Source organism: Streptomyces sp. WAC 01529 (genome assembly GCF_003945545.1).
Classification (GTDB): Bacteria; Actinomycetota; Actinomycetes; order Streptomycetales; family Streptomycetaceae; genus Streptomyces; species Streptomyces anatolicus.
Genome location: NZ_CP029617.1, coordinates 4,805,983 through 4,828,297 on the forward strand (window position 1 = coordinate 4,805,983; position 22,315 = coordinate 4,828,297).

Sequence of the window (22,315 nt, forward strand, 5' to 3'; positions counted from 1 at the left end):
CATGTCTCCCATCCCCGGATCCGGCCTCGCCAAGGGCCTCGCCGTCACGCTTCGCACGATGACGAAGAAGACCGTCACCGAGCAGTACCCCGAGGCCCAGCCCGAACTCCCGCCCCGCACCCGGGGCGTCATCGGCCTGTTCGAGGAGAACTGCACGGTCTGCATGCTCTGCGCCCGCGAATGCCCCGACTGGTGCATCTACATCGACTCCCACAAGGAGACGGTCCCGCCCGCCGCCCCCGGCGGCCGCGAGCGCAGCCGCAACGTCCTCGACCGCTTCGCCATCGACTTTTCCCTCTGCATGTACTGCGGCATCTGCATCGAGGTCTGCCCCTTCGACGCCCTCTTCTGGTCCCCGGAGTTCGAGTACGCCGAGACCGACATCCACGAACTCACCCACGAGCGCGACAAACTCCGCGAGTGGATGTGGACGGTCCCGGCCCCGCCCGCCCTCGACCCCGGCGCCGAGGAGCCGAAGGAACTCGCCGCCGCCCGCAAGGCCGCGGAGAAGCTGGCCGCCGCCGAGGCCACCCCGCCCGGGACGAAGGAAGGGGAGTCGTGACCTTCGCAGCAGCCACCGCGGTCTCCGCGGCCAAGACCGCCGGGACCGCCGAGACCCACGGGTTCCTCTCCCCGACCGGCGTCGAGATCGCCTTCCTCCTCGTCGGCCTCGTCACGCTCGGCGCGGCCGTCATCACCGTCACGACCAGGCAGCTGGTGCACGCCGCCCTGTGGCTGGTCGTGGCGCTCGGCGGCCTCGCGGTCGAGTACCTCCTGCTGACCGCCGAGTTCATCGCCTGGGTGCAGGTCCTCATCTACGTAGGTTCCGTCGTCGTCCTCCTCCTCTTCGGCCTGATGCTCACCAGGGCGCCCATCGGCCGCTCCCCGGACGCCGACTCGGGCAACCGCCCGGTCGCGCTCGCGGTGGCCGCCGCCGCTGCCGCCGCCCTGGTCTGGGTCGTCGTGGACGCCTTCCGCACCACGGTGATCGACCTGGACGGCGCCGCCCAGGGCTCCACCGACGTCACCGGCTCGGTCCTCTTCCGGCACTGGGTGCTCCCCTTCGAGGCGCTCTCGGTCCTCCTCCTCGCCGCCCTCGTCGGCGCGATCGTCCTGTCCCGCAAGACGGCCAAGGGCACGCCCGCCCCGGAGGGAGACCGCTGATGCACCTCCACCTCGCCTATCCCGCCGTCCTCGCCGCCCTCCTCTTCTGCGTCGGCCTCTACGGCGTACTCGCCCGGCGCAACGCGATCCTGGTCCTGATGTCCGTCGAGCTGATGCTCAACGCCGTCAACCTCAACCTCGTCGCCTTCGACGTCTGGCTCCGCGACTCCCTCCACGCCGGCCAGGCCCTGACGCTCTTCGTCATCGCCATCGCCGCCGCCGAGATCGGCATCGGCCTCGCGATCGTCCTCGCGGTCTACCGCAACCGCGGCACCTCCGCCGTCGACGCCCTCCGCGACACCGCCGAGCCCTCCGCGCCGGACGAGTCCCAGGAGGCGCAGGAGCCTGACGACTCGCAAGAACCCCAGCAGTCACAGCAGTCACCGCAGTCGCAGAAGGCCGAGGCCACCGCGTGACCACGACCACCCTCGCCGTCCTCGTCCCCCTTCTGCCGTTCCTGGGCGCGGCCGCGGGCCTGCTCCTCGGCCGCCGGATCCCCGGACTCGTACGCCCCCTCGCGGTCCTGCCCACGCTGACGGCCCTGGTCCTCGCCGTGCTCGTGGCCGTCCGCCAGGGCGGTGACCGGCCGGTCGACGCCGCGACCGAGCTGACCCCGACCGGCTCGGTCCCCATCGAACTCGCCCTGCACATCGACGGCTTCGCCGCCCTCGTCGCCGTCCTGGTCGGCGTCGTCGCCTCCTGCGTGCAGATCTACTCGACGGGCTACCTGCGCGACGACCCGCGCTACCCCTCCTACGCCGCTCTCGTCTCCCTCTTCACCTCCGCGATGCTGCTCGTCGTCTACTCCGGCGACCTGATGGTGCTCCTGGTCGGCTGGGAGATCATGGGCATCTGCTCGTACTTCCTCGTCGGCCACTACTGGGAGACGCCCGAGGCGCGCGCCGCCTCCCTGAAGGCCTTCCTGGTCACCAAGCTCGGCGATGTCCCCTTCCTCATCGGCCTGTTCGCCCTCGCCGCGGACGCGGGCTCGTTCCGCGTCACGACGATCCTCGCGACGGTCGCGGACGGCGGCCTGGACCACCCCACGCTCATCGCCTTGCTGCTCCTCGCGGGCGTGGCGGGCAAGTCGGCGCAGTTCCCGCTGCACACCTGGCTGCCCGACGCGATGGCGGGCCCCACGCCCGTCTCCGCGCTGATCCACGCCGCGACGATGGTCGCCGCCGGCGTCTACTTCGTCGCCCGCCTCCTCCCGGTCTTCGCCGCCTCCGGGGCGGCCCTCGTCGTCCTCGCCGTCATGGCCGCCGTCACCATGGCCGGTTCGGCCCTCGCCGCGCTCGCCCAGGACGACATCAAGCGCGTCCTCGCGTACTCGACGATCGGCCAGCTCGGCTACATGACCGGCGCCCTCGCCGTCGGCGACCGCGGCGCCGCCGTCTTCCACCTCCTGTCCCACGGCGCCTTCAAGGCGCTGCTGTTCCTCACCGCGGGCGTGATCATCCACGCCGCCGGCACCAACTCACTGGCCGCCATGTCCCGTATGAAGGGCCTGCGCGACCGCGTCCCCGACGCGTACTGGACGATGACCGTGGCGCTCCTCGCGCTCGCCGCGATCCCGCCGTTCAGCGGCTTCTTCTCCAAGGAGGCCGTGCTCGGCGCCGCCGAGCACACCGCCACGGGCCACGCCGCGTCCGTGCCCACCGCCGCGGGCTGGATCGTCCTCGTCGCCGGTCTGCTCACCGCCCTCCTCACCGCCGCCTACGCGACGCGCCTGTGGCTGCTCGCCTTCCACGGCAGGGGCGCCGACGCTCCCGACCACGGGAAGCAGCCCCTCGCCATGACGGCCGTGCTGTGGGTGCTGGCCGTGCCCTCCCTCGCCTTCGGTACCGCCGTCGGGGTCCTGCCGGACTGGTTCGACGGCCGCTCGCTCTCGCCGACGCTCACCACCTCCGTCCTCGGCACGGGCCTCGCCTTCGGCGGCGCCCTCGTCACCTACGGCGCGTGGCGCCACACCACCGCGCTCGCCGCCCGCGTCCCGATGGGCGCCGTCGCGGTGAGCCCGGACGGCGACGGGGGACAGGTCGAGGCGGAGGCCATCGCCTCGCACGCCCCCGCGTACGGTGACGTGGCATCGGCCCACGACCCGGCCGACCCGGGCCGTCTGCTGCTCGGTCCCCTGCACCGCCACGCGGCCGCCGGCTTCCGCCTCGACGCCGTCTACGCGGCCCTGTTCGTCCGCCCGGTCCAGGCCGCCGCGCGCCTCGTCCGCTTCCTCGACCGCGAGGTCGTCGAGACGTACGTGCGCGGCGCGGGCACCGCGCCCCGCTGGCTCGGCACGGCCGTCCGGCGCGCGCAGACCGGCAACGTACAGACCTATCTGAGCGCGCTGCTCGCAGGCACGGTCGTCCTGGCCGTCGCCGCCGTCCTCGTCGCCACCGCCGGAGCGTGAGCAGCCGTGATCGGTATCAGTGAGTCCGTGATGCAGTTTCTTCTGGCGTTGATCGTCGCCGGCCCGCTCATCGGCGCCGTGGCCGCTCTCCTCCCGGCCCCGCCCGGGCTGAAGGGGAACTCGCCCGACCAGGCCGTGCTCCGCCACGGCGTGACCGTGACCGGTGCCGTCCTGCTCGCCGCGCTCGTCCTCGCGCTCGGCTTCGACCACGACCACCCGTCGAAGATGCAGGCCACGACCGACATCAGCTGGATCCCCGCACTCGACGTGCGCATCCACCTCGGCATCGACGGCATCTCGCTCCCCCTTCTGGTCCTGACCGCGCTGCTGACCTTCCTCTGCGCGCTCTACAGCTACTTCAAAATGCCGACGGGCCCGTCTCCCAAGGCATTTGTCGCACTGATCCTCGTCCTCGAGTCCGGCACCCTCGCGACCTTCGCCGTCCTCGATCTGCTGCTGTTCTTCCTGGCGTTCGAGATGGTGCTCATCCCGATGTACTTCCTCATCGCCCGCTGGGGCGGTGCACAACGCACGCAGGCGGCCTGGAAGTTCATCCTCTACACGCTGCTCGGCTCCGTCGTGATGCTGCTCGGCCTCCTCCTGATCGGGCTCAAGTCCGGCACGTTCGACATGGTGGCACTCGCCACTGACAACGGCCCGGGCCTGACCACATCCGTGCAGGTCATCGCCGTTCTGGCGATCGGGATCGGGCTCGCGGTCAAGACGCCGATGTGGCCGCTGCACAGCTGGCTGCCGGACGCCCACACCGCCGCGCCGACCGTCGGCTCGGTCCTGCTGGCCGGCGTACTGCTGAAGATGGGTACGTACGGTTTCGTCCGCATTCTGCTGCCCATCACCCCGGACGGGATGCGGGAGTTCGCGCCCTACCTCGCGGCCTTCGCGGTCGTCGGGATCATCTACGGTTCGCTGGCCTGCCTCGCGCTCGCCAGGCGGGGCGCGAAGGGCGACCTCAAGCGCCTCATCGCGTACTCGTCCGTCGGCCACATGGGCTTCGTCCTGCTCGGCATCGCGACGATGAGCCCGACCGGCGTGAACGGCGCGCTGTTCGCCAACATCGCGCACGGCCTCATCACCGGCCTGCTCTTCTTCCTCGTCGGCGCGCTCAAGGACCGCACCGGCACCACCGACCTCGACTCCCTCGCACAGGAGTCCGGCGCCGCGCTCTACGGCAAGGCGCCCCGCCTCGGCGGTCTGCTCGCCTTCGGCGCCGTCGCCTCGCTCGGCCTGCCGGGCCTCGCCGGGTTCTGGGGCGAGATGCTCGCGCTGTTCGGCGCGTTCGAGCCCGCCGACGACCTGAGCCGCCCCGCCTTCCTCACCTTCATGGCGATCGCCGCCTTCGGCACCCTGCTCACCGCCGCGTACATGCTCGTCGTCGTACGCCGTGTCTGCATGGGCCCGATGCCGCGGCCCGACGCCGAGCCCGCGCCCAAGGCGCTCGCCGACGTCCAGGGCTATGAACTCGCCGCCTGGACCCCGCTCGTCGCCCTCACCGTCCTCGCCGGACTCTGGCCCGCGGCTCTCCTCGGCCTGACCGACCCGGCCGTGCAGAAGCTCCTCACTGGAGGCAAGTCGTGACCGTGGCCGCCGAAAGCGCCTCAAGCTTGGTCCAGTCGGTCGACTGGCTCGCGATCGCGCCGCCCACCATCACGGCCGTCGTCGGCCTCGTCGTGCTCGTCGCCGACCTCTTCGTGGGCGACGGCAAGAAGGCCGTCCTCGGCTGGCTCTCCGTGGCGGGCCTGGCCGCGGCCGCGCTCTCCCTGCTGCCTCTCCTGGACGACGACCGCTCGACCTTCTGCCTGACCGGAAGCGGCACGCACGCGTGCAGCTACACCGCCGACCGCTTCACCCTCGTCATCCAGCTCCTCGTCCTCGGCGGCGCCCTGCTGGCCGCCCTGCTCTCCATGAGCACCCTGAAGGACGAGGAGGGCACCAAGGGCGAACTCCCCGCGGGAGAGTTCTGGTTCCTGCTGCTCTCCTCCGCGGCGGGTGCCGCCCTGCTGCCCGCCTCGCGCGACCTCGCGACCCTCATCGTCGCCCTGGAGGTCGCCTCCCTGCCCGCGTTCGCCCTCGTCGGCCTCAGGCACGGCGACAAGCGCTCCTCCGAAGCGGCCCTGAAGTTCTTCCTCTCCTCGGTCACCGCGACCGCCGTGAGCCTCATGGGCGTCAGCTTCGTCTACGCGGCGACCGGCACCCTGCACCTCACCGAGATCGCCACCAAGCTCCAGAGCGACCAGGTCACCGACGGGCAGCTGCACACGCTCGCCCAGGCCGGCGTCGCCCTCACCCTCGTCGGCTTCGCCTTCAAGGTGGCCGCCGTGCCCTTCCACTTCTGGGTACCGGACACCTACGTAGGCGCGCCCCTGCCCGTCGCCGCGTACCTCTCGGTCGTCGGGAAGGCCGTCGGCTTCACCGGGCTCATCCTCGTCACCGTCGTCGCCTTCCCCTCGTACGCGGACGTCTGGGGCCCGGTGCTCGCCGTCCTCGCCGCGCTCACCATGACCGCGGGCAACGTCGCCGCCCTGCGCCAGCGCTCCACGCGCGCGTACAGCGCGGTCCGCCTCCTCGCCTGGTCCTCGGTCGGCCAGGCCGGCTACCTCCTGGTGCCGATCGCCGCCGCCGGATACGCCGACAACGAGGCGGGCGCGGAGAAGGCCATCGGATCCACCGTCGCCTACGCCCTGATGTACGCGGCCGTGAACCTCGGAGCCTTCGCCGTCGCCGCGCTCGTCGGCCGCACGCAGCGCCTGAACCGCGTCAGCGACTACCGGGGCCTGTACGCGCGCAGTCCCCTGGCCGCCCTCGTCCTGGCCTTCTTCCTGCTTTGCCTCGCGGGCCTGCCGCCCGGCATCATCGGCCTCTTCGCCAAGGTCACGGTCTTCTCGGCCGCGGTCGACGCGGGCCTCGGTTGGCTCGCCGTGGTGATGGCCGTGAACGTCGTGATCGCCCTCTACTACTACCTCCAGTGGACCGCGCTCCTCTTCCGCGCCCCCGAGGGCGAGCCGGTCAGGCACCGCGTACCGGCGCCCCTCACCGCGGCCATCGCGCTGACCGCGGTCCTCGGCATCGCGCTCTCCGGAGCGCCCCAGCTCGTCCTGAGGTTCTCGGACACCGGTCTCTTCTGACGGGCCACCGAGGCCCTCCGGGTCGCCACGCGGGGCCTCACCCGCGTGGCGTACACCGCTCCTGAGCGCACAAGGGAACTAGTGCTCCCCGCCTGGCGTTGACCAGTACGGGAGGGTCCACTGAACAGTGGAAGCACCAGTCAGCAGAGGGTTCCCCCACGCACCACCAGGAGGGCGTACCGTGCACCGCCGGCACAACGGGTTGAAGACCGCCGTACTCCTCGGGGGACTGTCCGCGCTCATCCTCGTGATCGGCAGCTTCTTCGGGCGTACGGGCCTGTTCGTCGCGCTCTTGGTGGCCCTCGGCACCAATGCGTACGCGTACTGGAACAGCGACAAGCTCGCCCTGCGGGCCATGCGCGCCCGCCCGGTGAGCGAATTCGAGGCCCCCGCGCTCTACCGCATGGTCCGCGAGCTCTCCACCCAGGCCCGCCAGCCCATGCCCCGCCTGTACATCTCGCCGACCGAGGCCCCGAACGCCTTCGCGACCGGCCGCAATCCACGGAACGCGGCGGTGTGCTGCACCGACGGCATCCTGCGCCTCCTCGACGAGCGCGAGCTGCGCGGCGTCATCGGCCACGAGCTGAGCCACGTCTACAACCGCGACATCCTGATCTCCTCGGTCGCGGGCGCCCTGGCCTCCGTGATCATGTTCCTGGTCAACTTCGCCTGGCTGATCCCCGTAGGCCGCTCGAACGACAACGACGGCCCCGGCATCTTCGGAATGCTCCTGATCATGCTGCTCGGCCCGCTGGCGGCCTCGATCATCCAGCTGGCCATCAGCCGTTCCAGGGAGTACGAGGCCGACGCGTCCGGCGCGCAGCTGACCGGCGACCCGCTCGCACTGGCGAGCGCCCTGCGGAAACTGGACGCCGGCACGAAGCAGTTGCCGCTACCGCCCGAGCCCCGTCTCGAGACGGCGAGCCACATGATGATCGCGAACCCCTTCCGCCCGGGGCAGGGCATGTCCAAGATGTTCTCCACGCACCCGCCGATGGCGGAGCGCATCGCCCGACTCGAGCAGATGGCAGGTCGTCACCAGTGAAGACAATCCTCAACGTCATATGGCTCGTCCTCTGCGGCTTCTGGATGTTCCTGGCCTACCTGCTGGCGGGCGTGCTGCTCTGCGTCACGATCATCGGCATCCCGTTCGGCCTGGCCAGCTTCCGCATCGGCCGCTATGCCCTGTGGCCCTTCGGCTACACCACGGTCGACCGCCGCGACGCGGGCGCGCCCTCGTTCGTGGGCAACGTCCTGTGGCTGGTCCTCGCGGGCTGGTGGCTCGCGATCGGCCACATCGTCACGGGCTTCCTCCTGTGCGTCACGATCATCGGCATCCCCCTGGGCGTCGCCAATTTCAAGCTGATCCCGGTCTCGCTGCTGCCGCTCGGCCGCGAAATCGTCCGTACGGACCAGCCGTTCGCCGCGCGCCGGTAGGAAGCGGGCGGGGGAGCGGCGCCCGGGGCCGATTGTCAGTGCCGTGGTCCACCATGAACTCATGACCGACACCGAGCAGTTGCTGGCCCGCGTCACCGCTGAGGCGCGCGCCACCCGCCCCTGGGGCTGGGACGTCCTGCCCACGCCCGTGGACGCGGACACCCTGGCCCGGGCGGAGGCGGCCCTGGGCTTCCGCCTGCCACCCCTGCTCGCCGCGCTGTACACCCGCGTAGGCGACGGCGGATTCGGCCCGGAGTACGGCCTGTTGCCCTTGCTGGAAAACAAGTCCTCCGGAGGCGAGCCCGCGGTCGTCGAGAAGTACCTGGGGATGCGCCACGCCGACGACTGGGGCTGGCCGGAAGGCGTGCTGCCGATATCCCACTGGGGCTGCGCGATGTACGCGTGCGTGGACTGCCGCACCGACTCCGCCCAGGTCCTGCTCTTCGAGCCCAACGGCGGCGACCCGGAACACGCCTGGTTCATAGACTCCCCGAGCCTCATGGCCTGGTTGACGGCATGGCTCGACGGCACCGGTTGGTACGAGGAGGACAACGAGGGCGTGGAGCTACCACGTTGGCAGCACGCCCAGACCCGCACCACCCAGGCCTGAGGCCCGGCCCGCCACCCGGCGCCACCCCGCCCCAAGCTCCCACCGCTCCGAGCCCCCGCCACCCCAAGACCCGCCACCCCGAGCCGCCCCGCCCAAGACCCCCACCCAAGCCCCCCGCCCTCAACGAACCCGCCGAACCCGCCGAATCCGACGCACCCCATAGGCCCCCGCCCCCACCGCCAGCACAGCCCCGCCCGCCAGCACCGAGGACACGGGTAGGGCGAACGCCAGCGCCACGCAGCCGAGACCGCCGATCGCGGGCAGGACGCGGACCGCCGGGGAGGAACCGAGCGTCCACGCCGAGGCGTTGGCGATCGTGTAGTACACGAGCACCCCGAAGGAGGAGAAGCCGATCGCCCCCCGCACGTCCGCCGTCGCGGCCGCCACCGCCACCACCGCGCCCACGGCCAGCTCCGCGCGGTGCGGCACCCGGAAGCGCGGGTGCACGGCCGCGAGCGCACCCGGCAGGTGCCGGTCCCGCGCCATGGCCAGCGTCGTCCGCGAGACGCCCAGGATCAGCGCGAGGAGCGAGCCGAGCGCCGCCACCGCGGCCCCCACCCGCACGACGGGCACGAGCCCCGGCACACCCGCCGCCCGCACCGCGTCGGCCAGCGGCGCGGTCGCCCCGGCCAGCCCCGAGGGCCCGAGGACGGACAGCACCGCGACCGCCACGCCCGCGTACACGCACAGGGCGATGCCCAACGCCACCGGGACCGCCCGCGGAATGGTCCGCGCCGGATCGCGTACCTCCTCGCCGAGCGTCGCGATCCGCGCGTACCCGGCGAAGGCGAAGAACAGCAGCCCCGCGGCCTCCAGCGCCCCGCCGACCCCGCCCGAGAGCCCCACATCGAGCCGCCCCGCGTCGGACGCCCCCGACCCGAGGCAGGCGACGACGACCGCCGCCAGCACGGCGAGCACCACCGCCACGATCCCCCGCGTCAGCCACGCCGACTTCTGAACGCCCAGATAGTTCACGGCCGTCAGCAGCACCACGGCCGCGACCGCCACCGCGTGCGCCTGCCCCGGCCAGACGTACGCCCCCGCGGTCAGCGCCATCGCGGCGCACGACGCGGTCTTGCCGACGACGAACGCCCAGCCCGCCAGATACCCCCAGAACTCCCCGAGCCGCTCCCGCCCGTAGACGTAGGTGCCGCCCGACGCGGGATAGCGGGCGGCGAGCCGCGCCGACGCCGTCGCGTTGCAGTAGGCGACCACGGCGGCGACCGCGAGCCCCACCAGCAGCCCCGACCCCGCGGCGCCCGCCGCGGGCCCGAGCGCCGCGAAGATGCCGGCCCCCACCATCGAGCCGAGACCGATCACCACCGCGTCGAACACACCAAGGGTCCGCCGGAGCTCTGGCTGTTGTGTCATGCGCCGCACCTTACGGATCACCGCAACCGCGTCACTCCGTGGAGACGTCCTTCAGGACAACAGCGCACAAAAGCTCACCGCGCGAGAAAGGCCGGGTCATCGCATGGGCATCATCAGCTGGATCGTTCTGGGGCTGCTCGCGGGAGCCGCCGCCAAACTGCTGCTGCCCGGCCGCGACCCGGGCGGCTTCATCGGCACGACCGTCATCGGCATCGCGGGCGCCTTCACCGGCGGCTGGATCTCCGCCCGCTACCTCGACCGCCCGATCGAAAGCCACTTCTACGACGGCGCCACCTGGGCGGCGGCCATCGGCGGCTCCCTCGTCCTACTGGTCGCCTACCGCATCCTTTTCGGCCACTCACGACGCTGAGCCAGCCCCGCGAAGTCCCCCCGAAGCGCCGCCCCTCGCACTGCGGCCAACGGCAAAGGGCGGGCCCCGACTAGGGACCCGCCCGTCAGCTCAGCCGGTGACCACCGGCACGATCACGGCCGCGACGGCGGACGCGAGACCGCCCACGGCGATGAACGCCCCGAACTTCTCCTTGGCGGTCGGGAAGACCGCCCTTGAGATGTCTCCCGCCTTGCTCCGCAGAACCATCAGCTTGATCTTCTGCCACCGATGCTGTCGGAGCCCGCAGCCCATCAGGATCCCCGAGGCGTTGCGCCGGCAGTAGGTGCCGTTGCGGTTCACCGCTCCGCACCACACGGGAAGCTGAAAGGCCGCGTACGAGACGACCGCCAGCGAGAGGACCACAAGCACAGCGGTGGCAGCACCGCTGCTCCAGGCGACGATCAGAGCCGCCGCCGCGATGTAGCCCCAGTACGTCCACATCCCCCTCATGTTCATGGCTCGGGACGGTACTGCCGGGGTGGTGATCATGCACAGGGCGAGAATGAGCCAGCGCGATTACTACCGGTAGTTCACGAACTGCAGTGCGAAGTCGAAGTCCTGGCCCTTGAGCAGCGCCTGCACGGCCTGGAGGTCGTCCCGGCTCTTCGAGCTGACGCGCAGCTCGTCGCCCTGGACCTGCGCCTTGACGCCCTTCGGGCCCTCGTCACGGATGATCTTGGCGACCTTCTTCGCGTTCTCCTGGGAGATGCCCTCCTCGATCGAGGCGAAGATCTTGTACTCCTTGCCGGACAGCTGCGGCTCGCCCGCGTCCAGCACCTTCAGCGAGATGCCGCGCTTGACCAGCTTGGTCTGGAAGACATCGAGGATCGCCTTGACGCGCTCCTCGCCGCTCGCCTCCATCAGGATCTTCTCGCCGGACCACGAGATCGAGGCACCGGTGCCCTTGAAGTCGTAGCGCTGCGAGATCTCCTTGGCGGCCTGGTTGAGGGCGTTGTCGACTTCCTGCCGCTCGACCTTCGAGACGATGTCGAAACTGGAGTCGGCCATGTCCTGTGGCTCCTTGTATCGGGGTATGCGTACTCAGCGGTTACACGGCCGCCTGACGCTGGCCGCATCCGCAAAGCCTAGCCATCGCCCCGGTGCCGGGTGCCGATCAATCGGGTGGCGGAGCACCCCTGTCCATCAGGTATCGTTTACGTCGTTGCCACGGAGCACCGCGAAAGCGGAGCGAGGCAGCAACCCCGGCGGTGTGCCCGAGCGGCCAAAGGGAGCAGACTGTAAATCTGCCGGCTCAGCCTTCCCAGGTTCGAATCCTGGCGCCGCCACATGAAGGTAAACCCCCTCCGATCTGCGGAAACGTAGATCGGAGGGGGTTTCTTCGTTCCGCACCGTTTCACGCCGTGCTGGGGCAGCCTCGTACGACCTTCGTGGACTCCGGAAGCAGATGCGAGCCGACGAGTTCGGCGTCTTCCGGGACGCGGAGCGTGAGCAGGGAGCGCACCCTCTCCAGAGTGCTGAGGTCGATGCTCGGATGGAGTGTCTCAATGGTGAGTACACGCAGTGCGGGGAAGTGGCCCAGCCAGTCCCAGGCGGGCCCCATGTCGGACTCGACCCAGAGGTGGGTGAGGCGCTGGCTCGGGCACGTGGCGATGAACTCGTCGACGGCGAACTCCCCGGTGATCTTGATGCGGGAACGGCCGCCGAAACTCCGCAGCGCGGAGAGTTCCCGCAGGTTCGAGACGGGGAAGTAGAGGCCGTCCTCGGCGAGGTGTGCGACGACTTCCTGGCCGTACAGGTCGGTGTCGTACCTGCTCCACGCCTGTGCGAGTTCGCTGCGCACCCGCAGGTCCGGGTGGTCGCGGTACAGGGCGAGCACCTCGATGGCGGCGTCGGTCGCGATGGGCGTCGCCGTGAGCACTGTGAAGTACGCCTCATCCGCCACCGCCTGGTACGCGGCTTCGGCCGCCGCCGCCTCGGCTTTCTGCTCGTCAGTGGCGAAGGGGTCCAGGGCGGCCGGGCGCGGCGGGAGTTCCCGGGGGCCGGTCAGCAGTTCGAGTACGACAGGGCCGATCGCGGCCAGGGCGCGGGCCCGGTCCGTCGAACGCGGCGGGATCAGCGCCGCGGCTCGCTCCTGCACCTCGGCTCGCACCGCGGGATCCAGCTCTGTGGCGTGTTCCAGGCAGGCGGCCGCGAGGAGATGGAGACGGTCCCGGCCCTGCCGTGAGGTGTTCTCGCGCCTGATGAGGCCCGTCAGGAGGTGGGTCCGCTCCGTGGGCCGCGCGTGGGCGACGGCCATCCTGATGACGTCCTCCCACTGGTCCAGGTGCGCGTTGGCGATGAGGAAGTCGAAGTCGAGTTCCTCGACCGCCGCCTTGGCTCCCAGGTAGTCCTGGAACGTCCGGTGGACGAAGTCCATGGAGTTCGCACTCGGCTCCCGGAGCAGACCGCTGCGGACGAGCAGATGCCGGTACACGGCTTCCGGCGTGCCCTGCTCCGCGACCTTGGGCATGGCGGGCAGGACGCGGCGCAGCAGCTCCACCGCGTCCGTGCGGTTCATCTCGGAGCGGCCGTTGCGGATCATCCAGTAGGCCAGTTTCTGGATGAGCTGGATGTGTTCGGCCTCGCTGATGTGGATCGGGCCGGATTTGAGGACTCCGCGTTCGCGGTCACGCCGGAAGAGCAGCATGGACAGGGCCGCGTCGTAGATCTCCTTTCGGCCGTCGGGCAGATAGCCGCGGCGGTCCTGGTGCAGGGCGCAGATCAGGCCGCACATCAGGGGGTTGACCGCGAGCCCGCTCAGGTCCTGCTGGGCCCGGATCGCACGGAGCAATTCGGTGGCGTACTGGTCGCTGATGCCGGCGGCCTTGTGCCATCGCTGGATGAACTCGGCGATGTTGTCCCGGTTCATGGGGGCCAGGTCCAGCTCGGCGAAGTCGTCCTCGGCCAGCCAGCGTTCCCGTACGGCCGACGGCCTGGAGGTGACGAGCCAACGATTGTCCGGGTAGGCGCTGAGGAGTTCGCGAAGCCAGCGGCGGGCGTCACCGCGGTCGTCCTCGGGAATCTCGTCGATCCCGTCGATCAGGATGAGACCCCGGCCGGCTTGCAGCACCCGGTCGATCCACCCGGGCGGCTGGCTCCCGGCGATCGGGCAGTCCACCGCGGACAGGAACCCGTCGGGGGCGGGAAGCGGGGCACCGCTGCGCGTCAGCGTGCGCAGGGGCAGCACGAACGGTACGAGCCCATAGAGGTAGAGCAACTGTTCGTTGAGCGACTTCTTCGCCGTGGACACCGCCAGCCACTGGATGAGGGTGGTCTTCCCCGAGCCCGCCACGCCGCGCAGGAGTACGCGGTCGCGGCCCGCGAGGACGTGGTCGGCCGAGACCACCGTGGGGACGGGACTCAGCGCGTCGACGGCCGCGTCCAGGCGGAGATAGGCCACGTCGAGTCGCCAGCTCTCCGGAGCCCCGGACAGGTCGAGACCGAAGATGCTCAACTTGCCGTGCTTGGCGGCGATGTAGTGCGCGTACCGCTTCTCGAAGGGACCGTCCGCGGGGGGCGGCGACCGGGTGATCAGAGCGTCGATCTTCCGGGTCAGCTCCTCGATGCCGCGGCTCTGTTCGAGGAGTGTGCGCGGCACGAAGGTGGACCGCTGGGTGAAGAAGTTCAGAATGTGCAGGCAGGCGGTGTCCATGACGCCCGCATGCAGCGTGACGGCGTCGTGGGACAGGCCGAGCGTGGCCGTCCTGTTCTGGGCGCGCAGCTGCCTGGAGAGCGCGAGATGACCGAGGCGTACGGCCTGGACGTCGTCCATCGCGAGCGTGCCGAGAGAACGCAGTGAATCGGTGACGGCGTGGACGACGGCCCGCTTCTCGAAGGAAGGCAGTTCGTCCTCGACGCCTGTCGAGTGGGCGGCGCGCCTGACCAGCTCTTCCGCGATCTTGTACAGGTCCTTGTCGGAGAGTGTCCGCTTCTCGCCCCGGAAGGAGACGAGACCGGATACGGCGACGGGCCGGTCCACCAGGTCGGCCCCGGGACCTTCGGATACGAACAGTTTCTTGACCAGCGGCCCCACGATGCTCGACGCGAGCCGAGCTCCGATCACGGCGGGTTCCATCAGCCCTCCGAGGCGTCCATGCGGCGCGATGTGCACGTCGCCTTCGGGGCAGGATAGGGCGGAGCGCTCGGAGGCATCGCCCAACTTGACAAACAGGGAGCCGAGTTGGAGCGCAGACGTCGCCGAGGTCCGCAGGGCTCAGAATGGGACCATGTCGTCCCGCCGCAGAAACTGCCCGGAGTGCCGCCGCGAGATCGCCGTCGTCGGCGGACGGTTCGCCCGCCACGACCCGCCGGGCCAGCGCGTCACCGGCGACCTGGTCTCCTGCCCGGGATCCCGCAGGCACGCCCAGCTCGGCGCCGTACAGCCCGCTCTGGACGGCTACACGGTCCCGGACCTGCCGGGCCAGCTCCCGCTGTTCTGAACGCGCCTGAGGGGCCCTCAGGGCCGCTCAGGGCCTCCCTGTCAGCGGGCTTCAGTTCCCCGCAACGGACTTGACGGCCACCGACACCGGCACCGAGCCACTGACCAGCTCCAGCGTCAGCCCAGCCGTCGCCGACGTCTCCAGAAGCTCGGCGAGCACCGCGGCGACGTCGTCCCTAGGGATCGGCCCCCGCCCGGTCGACGCCTCCAGGCGTACGAGGCCGGTGCCCGCGTCGTCCGTCAGCATCCCCGGACGCAGGATCGTCCAGTCGAGCGCGGCACGCGCGCGTACGTTCGCGTCCGCCTCGCCCTTGGCCCGCAGATACGCGTCGAAGACCTCGTCGCCCTGGTGCGCGGCGTCCGCGCCCATCGACGACACGACGATGTACCGCCGCACCCCGGCCCGCTCCGCCGCGTCCGCGAAGAGCACGGCGGCGCCCCGGTCCACGGTGTCCTTGCGGCCGGCGTCGCTGCCCGGCCCCGCGCCCGCCGCGAAGACCGCCGCGTCGGCACCGCGCAGATGCCCGGCGACCTGGTCGACCGAGGCCGACTCCAGGTCGCACAGGACCGGTTCGGCACCGGCCTCGCGCAGATCCGCTTCCTGCCCGGCGTTCCGGATCAGCCCGGCGACCTCGTCACCACGCGCGGCGAGCAGACGCTCCAGCCGCAGCGCGATCTGACCATGACCTCCAGCGATGACAATGCGCATGTCTCCGACCGTACGGCAGCACGACCGCGTTCGCCGCGCGCGGAGAGTTCAGGCCACTCGAAGCAAGCCCCCCACAGCCGCCGTCAGGAGCCCCGCCCCGGCTCGTCACCTCCCTTGGCACGCCCCTGGCGCGGCAGATCCAGGGCCACGGCGGCAGCCGAGTCGCAGTACTCGCGCACCGCACTCGTCCGCGCCACCACACGCCCCCGGTGCACCACGATCCGGCTGTACGCGAGCGACAGCGCCCCCGCCAGCCGGTCACCGCGCACCGCGAGCAACTCGGCCGGGAAACCCGCCTCCACCCGGACCTCGGGCATCCCCATGGCCGCCCGCGCCGCCCCGCTCACCGTGTCGTACGCGTCCTCGGGCCGCAGCCCGCACCGCGAGGCCAGCAGGTACGCGGCCTCCAGGGGATCGCCCCGCCCCACGGGGTTCGACACATCCCGCATCGCCCCGCTCCCCGCGGCCACCCGCACCCCCGCCGCCCGCAGCAGCCGCACCGGCGCGAGTCCGCGCCGCTCCGCGCTCCCGCAGCCGCCCTGCGGCAGGCAGACCACCGTCACGCCGGCCGCCGCCAGCTGCTCCGCCGCCCGCGAGGCCACCTCCCTCGGCAGCCGCCCGAGGCCCCCGCACGGGCCGATGGTGACCCCGGCCCGCAGCCCGGCTGCCATCGCCGCGAGCCGCCCGAGCCGCGCCGGGTCGTCACCGTCCGTGTGCAGGTCGACGGGACAGCCGTGCTCGGCGGCCAGCTCCAGGACCGCCTCCGTGTACCCCGTCGGATCGGGGTCGAGATCCGGACAACCGCCCACTACGGAGGCGCCCATCTTCACCGCGTCCCGCAGCATCGCGAGCCCGTCCGCGCCCGCGACGCCGGTCAGCAGCCGCGGCACCGCGACCGCCGTCAGATCGACGAGCCCCCGCAGCGACCGGCGCGCCTGGAGCACGGCCTCCATGGGGTCGAGCCCCTGCACGTCACCGATCCGCACCTGCGACCGCAGGGCCGTCGCCCCGTGCCCGAGCTGGAGCAGGGCCGCCTCCGTGGCCCTGCGCTGCACGTCGGGGATGTCGTACGAGACCGGGCCCGGCACGTCCGCCGACAGCGCGGTGTCACCGTGCGCGTGCGGCTCCGCGGGGGCCGGCAGCAGCAGATAGCCGCCGAGGTCCACGCGCGCGGCGTGCGCGGGCAGGCTGCCGGCCGTACCGACCGCCTCGATGCGCCCGCCGCCGAGCCGGACGTCCACGGTCCTGCCGTCGGTGAGCCGGGCGCCGCAGAGCAGCAGCGACCCGGATTCGGCCGTGGGATCGGAACCGGAGGAGCCGGAGGAGTGGGGCTGCTGCGGCTGGCTGTCGGGCATCGCGCTCCTGGCGTTCGGGGGCGGCTGCTGTCGTTCGGGGCATCAAGATCACGCAGCGTGTGCCGAGCCTAGGGCGGCGAAAGGTCCGCTTCGCGGAGGAGCGCAATAGTCGTACCGGTGTGGTGCCACGGTCGTACGGGTGTGGTGCCAGGGCGTGGATGAGGCATCCGGAGAGGCCTGGGACGGCCCCGCCGATCCCCCCGGACGGCCCTGGCGAAACGGATTTGGGCGATCGGCGACCAACCGTGTAATGTCTTCATCGCTCGCCCCAATAGCTCAGTCGGTAGAGCGTCTCCATGGTAAGGAGAAGGTCTGCGGTTCGATTCCGCATTGGGGCTCTGATGTCGAGTGATCCTCGCCTTCGTGGCGGGGAGATCCGGCATCGCAGCGGTGTAGCTCAGTCGGTAGAGCAAGCGGCTCATAATCGCTGTGTCACCGGTTCAAGTCCGGTCACCGCTACTCCTGGTAGCCGATTGTGGGGTCGGTCCTTCGATCGGCTACTCTTTTATGCGTTCATCCGTCCATCCGTCCGTCCAAGGAGCACTCACGTGGCTGCCACCGACGTCCGCCCGAAGATCACGCTGGCCTGCGTGGAGTGCAAGGAGCGGAACTACATCACCAAGAAGAACCGGCGTAACGACCCGGACCGTCTTGAGATGAAGAAGCACTGCCCGCGCTGCAACTCGCACACTGCTCACCGCGAAACGCGCTGACACACAGGCTCGTACACGAGGCCGTCCCCGTTCGTCGGGGGCGGCCTCGCGTCGTTTTGCACGGTTCCACAGAAAACCAACCACAGGAGGTACCGAGTCCATGGCGCTCGACCAGTCCTTCGTGGGGCGGTCCTATCCGCCCACCGATCCTTATGAGGTCGGCCGGGAAAAGATCCGCGAGTTCGCCGAGGCGGTGGGCGACGCCAATCCCGCGTACACCGACTCGGAAGCCGCCAAGGCACTCGGTCATCCCGATGTGATCGCCCCGCCGACTTTTGTGTTCGCGATCACTTTCAAGGCCGCCGGGCAGGTAATACAGGACCCGCAGCTGGGGCTCGACTACAGCCGCGTCGTCCACGGCGACCAGAAGTTCGCCTACACCCGCCCCGTGCACGCGGGTGACCGGCTCACGGTCACCTCGACCATCGAGGCCGTCAAGTCGCTCGCGGGCAACGACATCCTGGACGTCCGCGGCGACGTCCACGACGCGGCCGGAGAGCACGTCGTGACCGCCTGGACGAAGCTCGTCGCGCGTGCGGCGGAGCCCGCGGCAGAGGAGGCCTGAGGCGATGACGGCGAAGATTTCCTACGACGATGTCGAGGTCGGCACCGAGCTGCCGGCGCAGACCTTCCCCGTGACGCGCGCCACTCTCGTCCAGTACGCGGGCGCCTCCGGGGACTTCAACCCGATCCACTGGAACGAGAAGTTCGCGCTCGAGGTCGGTCTTCCCGACGTCATCGCGCACGGCATGTTCACCATGGCCGAGGCGATCCGCGTGGTGACCGACTGGGCGGGCGACCCGGGAGCGGTCGTCGAGTACGGCGTGCGCTTCACCAAGCCCGTCGTCGTCCCCAACGACGACAAGGGCGCCACCATCGACGTCAGCGCCAAGGTCGCGGCCAAGCTGGACGACCGGCAGGTCCGGGTCGACCTCCTCGCCAAGAGCGGCGACCAGAAGGTCCTCGGCATGTCACGGGCGGTCGTGCGGCTGGCCTGACGGCCACCGGCCCGGGCCTCGCGCCCGCGGAATCGGCCCCGCGGAAACGGCCCCGCCAGGACCGGCGGGGCCGTTCTCGTACTCTTGGGCACGTGCAGGAACTCCATGACGCCCCCCTCGCCCCGCTGACCACCTTCCGCCTCGGTGGCCCCGCGACCCGTCTGATCACCGCGACGACCGACGCCGAGGTGATCGCCGCCGTCCGCGAGGCCGACGACGTCGGGACCCCGCTGCTGCTCATCGGCGGCGGCTCGAATCTGGTCATCGGCGACAAGGGCTTCGACGGAACCGCCCTGCGCATCGCCACCAAGGGCTTCGCGCTCGACGGCACGGCGCTGGAGCTCGCCGCCGGTGAGGTCTGGACGGACGCGGTCGCCCGCACCGTCGAGGCGGGCCTCGCGGGCATCGAGTGCCTCGCCGGGATCCCCGGCTCCGCGGGCGCGACGCCGATCCAGAACGTGGGGGCGTACGGCCAGGAAGTCTCGTCGACGATCACCGAGGTGATCGCCTATGACCGCAGGACGCGCGAGACGGTCGTCATTCCGAACGCCGAGTGCGCCTTCTCGTACCGCCACAGCCGCTTCAAGGCCGACCCCGACCGCTTCGTGGTCCTGCGGGTCCGCTTCCGGCTCGAGGACGCGCAGGGCATGAGCGCCCCCATCAAGTACCCCGAGACGGCCCGCACGCTCGGCGTCGAGGCGGGGGAGCGGGTGCCGGCCGCGGTCGCCCGGGAGACCGTCCTGAAGCTCCGCGCGGGCAAGGGCATGGTGCTCGACCCCGAGGACCACGACAGCTGGTCGGCCGGGTCCTTCTTCACCAACCCGATCCTCACCGACGAGGAGTTCGCGGCCTTCCACGCGCGCGTGGCGGACCGCCTCGGCCCGGACGTCTCCCCGCCCGCCTTCCCGACGGGCGACGGCCGCGTCAAGACCTCCGCCGCCTGGCTCATCGACAAGGCGGGCTTCACCAAGGGCTACGGAGAGGGCCGGGCCCGCATCTCCACCAAGCACACCCTGGCCCTCACCAACCGCGGCGGCGCGACCACCGAGGACCTGCTGGCCCTCGCCCGCGAAGTCGTCGCCGGGGTACGGGACGCCTTCGGGGTCACGCTGGTCAACGAGCCGGTGACGGTCGGCGTCAGCCTGTAGAGAGCCACGCGTCGACCCCGGAGAGCAGCTTCTCCCGTACGTCGACGGGGGCGGCCGAGCCGCGGATCGACTGCCGCGCCAGCTCGGCCAGCTCGGCGTCGTCGAAGCCGTGGTGCTCGCGTGCGATCTCGTACTGGGCGGCCAGCCGCGACCCGAAGAGCAGCGGGTCATCGGCGCCGAGCGCCATCGGCACCCCGGCGTCGAAGAGGGTGCGCAACGGCACGTCCTGCGGCTTCTCGTAGACCCCGAGGGCGACGTTGGACGCCGGGCACACCTCGCACGTGATGCCCCGGTCCGCGAGCCGCTTCAGGAGCCGCGGGTCCTCGGCGGCCCGCACCCCGTGCCCGATGCGCGCCGCGTCCAGGTCGTCCAGGCAGTCCCGGACCGAGGCGGGCCCGGTCAGCTCGCCGCCGTGCGGCGCCGCGAGGAGTCCCCCCTCGCGCGCGATGGCGAACGCCCGGTCGAAGTCCCGCGCCATGCCGCGCCGCTCGTCGTTGGAGAGCCCGAAGCCGACGATGCCCCGGTCCGCGTAGCGCACCGCGAGACGGGCCAGCGTGCGCGCGTCCAGCGGGTGCTTCATGCGGTTCGCGGCGACGAGGACCCGGATCCCGAGGCCGGTCTCCCGCGAGGCGCTGTCGACCGCGTCCAGGATGACCTCGAGGGCCGGGATCAGCCCGCCGAGCCGCGGCGCGTACGAGGTCGGGTCGACCTGGATCTCCAGCCACCCCGAGCCGTCGCGCAGATCCTCCTCCGCGGCCTCCCGCACCAGCCGCTGGATGTCCTCGGGCTCACGCAGACAGGAGCGCGCGGCGTCATAGAGCCGCTGGAAGCGGAACCAGCCGCGTTCATCGGTGGCGCGCAGCTTCGGCGGTTCGGCGCCGGTCAGCGCCTCCGGGAGCCGTACCCCGTACTTGTCGGCGAGTTCGAGCAGGGTGGCCGGCCGCATCGACCCGGTGAAGTGCAGGTGCAGATGGGCCTTCGGCAGCTCTCTTACGTCTCGTACACGCTCCATTCGAGGATCTTGCCGTACGCACCGGGGGTCCCGGTAGCGGCTTTCCCCCTTCGAGTCCGCCCCCGAACGAAGAAACGGGCCGCCTCTTCCACAGGAGAGACGGCCCGCACGCGCGCGTGGAGCGCTGTTTCGCGCCGGAACCTCAGTCGCGGGCCTCCGACAGGAGCTTCTGGATCCGCGAGACGCCCTCGACGAGGTCCTCGTCACCGAGCGCATAGGAGAGACGCAGATAGCCCGGCGTCCCGAAGGCCTCGCCCGGGACGACCGCGACCTCGGCCTCCTCCAGGATCAGCGCGGCCAGCTCGACCGAGTCCTGCGGGCGCTTGCCCCGGATCTCCTTGCCGATCAGGCCCTTCACCGAGGGGTAGGCGTAGAAGGCGCCCTCGGGCTCGGGGCAGATGACGCCCTGGATGTCGTTGAGCATCCGCACGATGGTCTTGCGGCGCCGGTCGAAGGCCTCCCGCATCTTCTCCACGGCCACCAGGTCGCCGGAGACGGCCGCGAGCGCGGCGGCCTGCGCGACGTTGGAGACGTTGGACGTGGCGTGCGACTGGAGGTTCGTCGCGGCCTTCACCACGTCCCTCGGGCCGATGATCCAGCCGACCCGCCAGCCGGTCATCGCGTATGTCTTCGCGACGCCGTTGACCACGATGCACTTGTCGCGCAGCTCGGGGAGGATCGCGGGGAGCGAGGTGAACTTCGCGTCTCCGTAGACGAGGTGTTCGTAGATCTCGTCGGTCATCACCCACAGGCCGTGCTCGACGGCCCAGCGGCCGATCGCCTCGGCGTCGGCCTCGCTGTAGACGGCGCCCGTGGGGTTCGACGGCGAGACGAAGAGCACCACCTTCGTGCGCTCCGTACGGGCGGCCTCCAGCTGCTCGACGGAGACGCGGTATCCGGTGGTCTCGTCGGCGACGACGGGGACCGGGACACCGCCGGCGAGACGGATCGACTCCGGATACGTCGTCCAGTAGGGGGCCGGGACGATGACCTCGTCGCCCGGGTCGAGGATCGCGGCGAACGCTTCGTAGATGGCCTGCTTTCCGCCGTTCGTCACCAGGATCTGCGAGGCGTCCACCTCGTACCCGGAGTCGCGCAGTGTCTTCGTGGCGATGGCCGCCTTCAGCTCGGGGAGGCCGCCGGCCGGCGTGTAGCGGTGGAACTTCGGGTTCTTGCAGGCCTCGACGGCCGCCTCGACGATGTAGTCCGGAGTGGGGAAGTCGGGCTCACCCGCGCCGAAGCCGATCACCGGGCGCCCGGCGGCCTTGAGGGCCTTGGCCTTGGCGTCGACGGCGAGGGTCGCGGACTCGGAGATCGCGCCGATGCGCGCGGACACCCGGCGCTCGGTCGGAGAAGTTGCAGCGCTCATGACCCCATCGTTCCAGACCTGAAACGCCCCCGGTGCGCGGGTTTCCAAGA

23 protein-coding genes and 3 tRNA genes are annotated in these 22,315 nt (G+C 71.0%); 18 read left to right on the top strand and 8 right to left on the bottom strand.

The genetic code is table 11. The features are described 5' to 3' along the window. Position 1: 1 nt before the first annotated feature. The 9 genes from DMA15_RS21700 to DMA15_RS21740 all read left to right on the top strand — a co-directional run bounded on the left by DMA15_RS21700 (position 2) and on the right by DMA15_RS21740 (position 8,761). Positions 2–562 (top strand): NADH-quinone oxidoreductase subunit I, encoded by a 561-nt coding sequence (locus DMA15_RS21700; protein WP_125514439.1) that lies wholly within the window; start codon positions 2–4, stop codon positions 560–562. Continuing rightward, on the top strand, positions 559–1,164 hold the full coding sequence (locus DMA15_RS21705) for an NADH-quinone oxidoreductase subunit J (protein WP_125514440.1): 606 nt from the start codon (positions 559–561) through the stop codon (positions 1,162–1,164). The genes DMA15_RS21700 and DMA15_RS21705 overlap by 4 nt, the downstream gene beginning before the upstream one ends. Beyond that, positions 1,164–1,580 carry an NADH-quinone oxidoreductase subunit NuoK gene (nuoK, locus tag DMA15_RS21710; protein ID WP_125514441.1) on the top strand — a complete coding sequence of 139 codons (417 nt, stop codon included), beginning with the start codon at positions 1,164–1,166 and terminating at the stop codon, positions 1,578–1,580. Before DMA15_RS21705 ends, nuoK begins: the two co-directional genes overlap by 1 nt. Continuing rightward, positions 1,577–3,571, top strand: coding sequence for an NADH-quinone oxidoreductase subunit L (locus tag DMA15_RS21715; RefSeq protein ID WP_125514442.1), 1,995 nt, complete (start codon positions 1,577–1,579; stop codon positions 3,569–3,571). Before nuoK ends, DMA15_RS21715 begins: the two co-directional genes overlap by 4 nt. Before the next feature lie 6 nt (positions 3,572–3,577). Beyond that, positions 3,578–5,167, top strand: coding sequence for an NADH-quinone oxidoreductase subunit M (locus tag DMA15_RS21720; RefSeq protein WP_125514443.1), 1,590 nt, complete (start codon positions 3,578–3,580; stop codon positions 5,165–5,167). After that, entirely contained in the window at positions 5,164–6,714 is a 1,551-nt protein-coding gene (locus DMA15_RS21725; protein ID WP_240659888.1) for an NADH-quinone oxidoreductase subunit N, read from the top strand. The genes DMA15_RS21720 and DMA15_RS21725 overlap by 4 nt, the downstream gene beginning before the upstream one ends. Positions 6,715–6,895: 181 nt before the next feature. Then, positions 6,896–7,759 (top strand): zinc metalloprotease HtpX, encoded by an 864-nt coding sequence (htpX, locus tag DMA15_RS21730; RefSeq protein ID WP_125514444.1) that lies wholly within the window; start codon positions 6,896–6,898, stop codon positions 7,757–7,759. Next, the gene (locus DMA15_RS21735; protein WP_125514445.1) at positions 7,756–8,151 is read left to right on the top strand and encodes a YccF domain-containing protein; all 396 of its coding nucleotides are present in this window, start codon (positions 7,756–7,758) and stop codon (positions 8,149–8,151) included. The genes htpX and DMA15_RS21735 overlap by 4 nt, the downstream gene beginning before the upstream one ends. A 61-nt stretch (positions 8,152–8,212) precedes the next feature. Next, positions 8,213–8,761 (top strand): SMI1/KNR4 family protein, encoded by a 549-nt coding sequence (locus DMA15_RS21740; RefSeq protein ID WP_125514446.1) that lies wholly within the window; start codon positions 8,213–8,215, stop codon positions 8,759–8,761. A 120-nt stretch (positions 8,762–8,881) separates the two neighbouring features. Here the strand turns inward: DMA15_RS21740 and DMA15_RS21745 are convergent, their stop codons facing one another. Continuing rightward, positions 8,882–10,132, bottom strand: a complete 1,251-nt coding sequence (locus DMA15_RS21745) for an APC family permease (RefSeq protein WP_125514447.1) — start codon at positions 10,130–10,132, stop codon at positions 8,882–8,884. A 103-nt stretch (positions 10,133–10,235) separates the two neighbouring features. Between DMA15_RS21745 and DMA15_RS21750 the strand changes: the two genes are divergently transcribed. After that, positions 10,236–10,502 carry a GlsB/YeaQ/YmgE family stress response membrane protein gene (locus tag DMA15_RS21750; RefSeq protein ID WP_125514448.1) on the top strand — a complete coding sequence of 89 codons (267 nt, stop codon included), beginning with the start codon at positions 10,236–10,238 and terminating at the stop codon, positions 10,500–10,502. A gap of 90 nt (positions 10,503–10,592) precedes the next feature. On the opposite strand, the gene DMA15_RS21755 is transcribed toward DMA15_RS21750, so the two are convergent. Further along, on the bottom strand, positions 10,593–10,979 hold the full coding sequence (locus DMA15_RS21755; RefSeq protein WP_125514449.1) for a hypothetical protein: 387 nt from the start codon (positions 10,977–10,979) through the stop codon (positions 10,593–10,595). Positions 10,980–11,042: 63 nt separating this feature from the next. Continuing rightward, positions 11,043–11,531 carry a YajQ family cyclic di-GMP-binding protein gene (locus tag DMA15_RS21760; RefSeq protein ID WP_125514450.1) on the bottom strand — a complete coding sequence of 163 codons (489 nt, stop codon included), beginning with the start codon at positions 11,529–11,531 and terminating at the stop codon, positions 11,043–11,045. Positions 11,532–11,727: 196 nt separating this feature from the next. On the opposite strand from DMA15_RS21760, the gene DMA15_RS21765 reads away from it, so the two are divergent. Continuing rightward, positions 11,728–11,809: transfer RNA gene (locus DMA15_RS21765), tRNA-Tyr, on the top strand. A 68-nt stretch (positions 11,810–11,877) separates the two neighbouring features. On the opposite strand, the gene DMA15_RS21770 is transcribed toward DMA15_RS21765, so the two are convergent. Then, positions 11,878–14,586: an NACHT domain-containing protein gene (locus DMA15_RS21770; RefSeq protein WP_240659889.1), complete on the bottom strand. Its 2,709-nt coding sequence runs from the start codon at positions 14,584–14,586 to the stop codon at positions 11,878–11,880. Positions 14,587–14,749: 163 nt separating this feature from the next. Between DMA15_RS21770 and DMA15_RS21775 the strand changes: the two genes are divergently transcribed. Further along, positions 14,750–14,962 (top strand): hypothetical protein, encoded by a 213-nt coding sequence (locus tag DMA15_RS21775; protein WP_125514451.1) that lies wholly within the window; start codon positions 14,750–14,752, stop codon positions 14,960–14,962. Positions 14,963–15,013: 51 nt separating this feature from the next. Here the strand turns inward: DMA15_RS21775 and DMA15_RS21780 are convergent, their stop codons facing one another. Both DMA15_RS21780 and DMA15_RS21785 read right to left on the bottom strand, forming a co-directional pair. Further along, the gene (locus DMA15_RS21780; RefSeq protein WP_125514452.1) at positions 15,014–15,670 is read right to left on the bottom strand and encodes an SDR family oxidoreductase; all 657 of its coding nucleotides are present in this window, start codon (positions 15,668–15,670) and stop codon (positions 15,014–15,016) included. A gap of 83 nt (positions 15,671–15,753) precedes the next feature. Then, entirely contained in the window at positions 15,754–17,025 is a 1,272-nt protein-coding gene (locus tag DMA15_RS21785; protein ID WP_125514453.1) for an amidohydrolase family protein, read from the bottom strand. A gap of 265 nt (positions 17,026–17,290) precedes the next feature. Here DMA15_RS21785 and DMA15_RS21790 point away from each other — a divergent pair. The 6 genes from DMA15_RS21790 (at position 17,291) to DMA15_RS21815 (ending at position 19,884) form a co-directional block, all read left to right on the top strand. Continuing rightward, positions 17,291–17,363 (top strand) — tRNA-Thr (locus tag DMA15_RS21790). A gap of 48 nt (positions 17,364–17,411) precedes the next feature. Then, positions 17,412–17,484: transfer RNA gene (locus tag DMA15_RS21795), tRNA-Met, on the top strand. Positions 17,485–17,573: 89 nt separating this feature from the next. Next, positions 17,574–17,738, top strand: a complete 165-nt coding sequence (gene rpmG, locus DMA15_RS21800) for a 50S ribosomal protein L33 (protein WP_006604855.1) — start codon at positions 17,574–17,576, stop codon at positions 17,736–17,738. A gap of 100 nt (positions 17,739–17,838) precedes the next feature. Continuing rightward, entirely contained in the window at positions 17,839–18,303 is a 465-nt protein-coding gene (locus tag DMA15_RS21805) for a MaoC family dehydratase N-terminal domain-containing protein (RefSeq protein WP_125514455.1), read from the top strand. A 4-nt stretch (positions 18,304–18,307) separates the two neighbouring features. Next, positions 18,308–18,736 (top strand): MaoC family dehydratase, encoded by a 429-nt coding sequence (locus DMA15_RS21810; protein ID WP_125514456.1) that lies wholly within the window; start codon positions 18,308–18,310, stop codon positions 18,734–18,736. 92 nt (positions 18,737–18,828) lie between these two features. Beyond that, positions 18,829–19,884: a UDP-N-acetylmuramate dehydrogenase gene (locus DMA15_RS21815; protein WP_125514457.1), complete on the top strand. Its 1,056-nt coding sequence runs from the start codon at positions 18,829–18,831 to the stop codon at positions 19,882–19,884. Here DMA15_RS21815 and DMA15_RS21820 read toward each other — a convergent pair. Both DMA15_RS21820 and DMA15_RS21825 read right to left on the bottom strand, forming a co-directional pair. Next, positions 19,874–20,896, bottom strand: coding sequence for an adenosine deaminase (locus DMA15_RS21820; RefSeq protein WP_125514458.1), 1,023 nt, complete (start codon positions 20,894–20,896; stop codon positions 19,874–19,876). The genes DMA15_RS21815 and DMA15_RS21820 overlap by 11 nt on opposite strands. Before the next feature lie 142 nt (positions 20,897–21,038). Then, the gene (locus DMA15_RS21825) at positions 21,039–22,265 is read right to left on the bottom strand and encodes a pyridoxal phosphate-dependent aminotransferase (protein WP_125514459.1); all 1,227 of its coding nucleotides are present in this window, start codon (positions 22,263–22,265) and stop codon (positions 21,039–21,041) included. Positions 22,266–22,315 lie beyond the last annotated feature (50 nt).

Coding starts and splice junctions, on each gene's coding strand:
- DMA15_RS21780 (WP_125514452.1), bottom strand. CDS start 15,670: ATGCGCATTGTCATCGCTGGAGGTCATGGTCAGATCGCGCTGCGGCTG.
- DMA15_RS21700 (WP_125514439.1), top strand. CDS start 2: ATGTCTCCCATCCCCGGATCCGGCCTCGCCAAGGGCCTCGCCGTCACG.
- DMA15_RS21740 (WP_125514446.1), top strand. CDS start 8,213: ATGACCGACACCGAGCAGTTGCTGGCCCGCGTCACCGCTGAGGCGCGC.
- DMA15_RS21805 (WP_125514455.1), top strand. CDS start 17,839: ATGGCGCTCGACCAGTCCTTCGTGGGGCGGTCCTATCCGCCCACCGAT.
- DMA15_RS21775 (WP_125514451.1), top strand. CDS start 14,750: ATGTCGTCCCGCCGCAGAAACTGCCCGGAGTGCCGCCGCGAGATCGCC.
- DMA15_RS21750 (WP_125514448.1), top strand. CDS start 10,236: ATGGGCATCATCAGCTGGATCGTTCTGGGGCTGCTCGCGGGAGCCGCC.
- DMA15_RS21785 (WP_125514453.1), bottom strand. CDS start 17,025: ATGCCCGACAGCCAGCCGCAGCAGCCCCACTCCTCCGGCTCCTCCGGT.
- nuoK (WP_125514441.1), top strand. CDS start 1,164: ATGCACCTCCACCTCGCCTATCCCGCCGTCCTCGCCGCCCTCCTCTTC.
- DMA15_RS21755 (WP_125514449.1), bottom strand. CDS start 10,979: ATGAACATGAGGGGGATGTGGACGTACTGGGGCTACATCGCGGCGGCG.
- DMA15_RS21760 (WP_125514450.1), bottom strand. CDS start 11,531: ATGGCCGACTCCAGTTTCGACATCGTCTCGAAGGTCGAGCGGCAGGAA.
- DMA15_RS21745 (WP_125514447.1), bottom strand. CDS start 10,132: ATGACACAACAGCCAGAGCTCCGGCGGACCCTTGGTGTGTTCGACGCG.
- DMA15_RS21825 (WP_125514459.1), bottom strand. CDS start 22,265: ATGAGCGCTGCAACTTCTCCGACCGAGCGCCGGGTGTCCGCGCGCATC.
- DMA15_RS21810 (WP_125514456.1), top strand. CDS start 18,308: ATGACGGCGAAGATTTCCTACGACGATGTCGAGGTCGGCACCGAGCTG.
- DMA15_RS21820 (WP_125514458.1), bottom strand. CDS start 20,896: ATGGAGCGTGTACGAGACGTAAGAGAGCTGCCGAAGGCCCATCTGCAC.